This window comes from Moorena sp. SIO2C4, assembly GCF_010672485.1.
In the GTDB taxonomy this organism is placed as follows: Bacteria; Cyanobacteriota; Cyanobacteriia; order Cyanobacteriales; family Coleofasciculaceae; genus Moorena; species Moorena producens.
Genome location: NZ_JAAHGN010001295.1, coordinates 1 through 1,824, shown reverse-complemented (window position 1 = coordinate 1,824; position 1,824 = coordinate 1). Strand labels below are relative to the sequence as shown.

Here is a 1,824-nt window from a genome sequence, read left to right as displayed (position 1 = left end):
CTAGGGTTTCTATTAAATTATCTCTTGAATAGAGTATGACGTTTCATAGTAAGGCTGAGGTATATCTAAATTTTTGTCATTTGAAACAGGCAAGATGCCTGTTCCACGCTGCATCCCGATTCCCGATTCCCTATCGCAGATAACAAGACCTAGACACCTGCCTAAATCCATCCGGTGTCACGGTAGTTGGATATGCAGTAAGAAAGATATTGCCCTCAGCATCAATCATGATGCCTTGAGCTTCTATAATTCGTTTTGGCTTAGGGGTAGTGGGGGGCTGAACGGGGGGCTTCACCAATGCAGTCCGGGAGCGATACCGTCCACGGGGAGTGGGACGGCGTATATCTTCCCAATTGCTATTGCTGCTGATTTGACCTGGGCGAGGGGGTATGCCGCCACGTCCAGTATTGATCAGACTACTGCCAGTGCTATTACTCGGTTGACAACGCTGGTCAAATTGAGGCTGGGCTGGGTCCGTGGGTAAGCTGTTGGGCTCCCGCTCCAGGAAGTCATCGATGGTGTTGATGGTCACCACACCGTCTGTCTGACCAGAGGCATCTATATCATTGGTGCCATTGCCTGGGATAGCTTTGCGCTCTTCAATATCACCAAAAATGCTGAAGGCATTGATCCTGATATTACCCCCTTGACCCATTGGAGCATTAGCAATGATATCGCTACCATTATCACCAGTTGGGGGAAAAGCAATCAGAAATGGATTATTATCAATCGTGATGTTACCTCCGTTAGCTTCTAAAGCCTGTGCGGAGATCAGACTTTCGTTTTTGAGCTGTATTAAGTCTGATACGTTTAGTGTGATGTTCCCTCCTGATACTTGATTATTATTATTGGCAGTTTCAGCGAAAAGTTTTCCGTTGTTAAGCAACAGGGAATTAGCATTAATTCTTAGATCGCCTGCTACCCCTTTGTTACTGGTTACGGTGATTATCCCTTCATCTTCAACCTTGAGGGAATCACTATTGATGGTGATATCACCGGCTTGACCTGTCTCACTGGTTAGGGTGATTATCCCTTCATCTTCAACCTTGAGGGAATCACTATTGATGGTGATATCACCGGCTTGACCTGTCTGACTGCTTACGGTGATTATCCCTCCATCCTCAACCTTGAGGGAATTAGTATTGATGGTGATCGTACCAGCTTGAGCTGTCTGACTGCTTACGTTTATTTCTCCTCTATCCGCCACTTTCAAGGAATCAGTCTCGATGCTGATTTCACCAGCTACACCACTGAAATTGCCTGAGCTGCTAGACACTAAACCACTAGCAAGGTCACTATTAGTGGGACTAACTCCAGATATAGTAATCTGATCAGTAGCATTGACTGTAATGGTGCCAGCATCTGCTGCACGATCAGGTAAGGATTCCGGAGATACACCAAGATTTAGTTGGCCCAGTAAGAAGTGACTAGTAATGCTTTCACGGGATAAGGCTTCGTCATAGACTGCGACTTCATCAATCACACCATTGAAGGGTTGGTTGAATCCTCCGTTACCCCTCGTCCAATTCCCGATCAAGACACGGGGGTTTTGACTTTCAAAAGCACCTTGGTTGTTACTGATCACTTCCCGACCATCCACAAAAATGGTGTTGGTGTTGGAGTCTTGGTCATAAGTAGCTACAATGTGATACCAAGTATTTGGTTCAATGATGTTCCCTGGTGTTTCCAAGTCATCGGGAAAGTCACCAAAACGGACAGACCCGTTACTGGTCACTCGGAAATATAGACTGTCACCGTCACCATCGTTTCGGTTATTGCTTGGATGTATCCCAACATAGGATTGCTCTTTTAGTTCGTCTGGCA

1 protein-coding gene is annotated in these 1,824 nt (G+C 45.9%); it reads right to left on the bottom strand.

Going from position 1 to position 1,824, the window contains the following annotated elements:
• Window positions 1–130: 130 nt before the first annotated feature.
• A partial coding sequence (locus tag F6K20_RS36790; RefSeq protein WP_353736893.1) for a LamG-like jellyroll fold domain-containing protein occupies window positions 131–1,824 on the bottom strand: 1,694 nt, incomplete at its 5' end.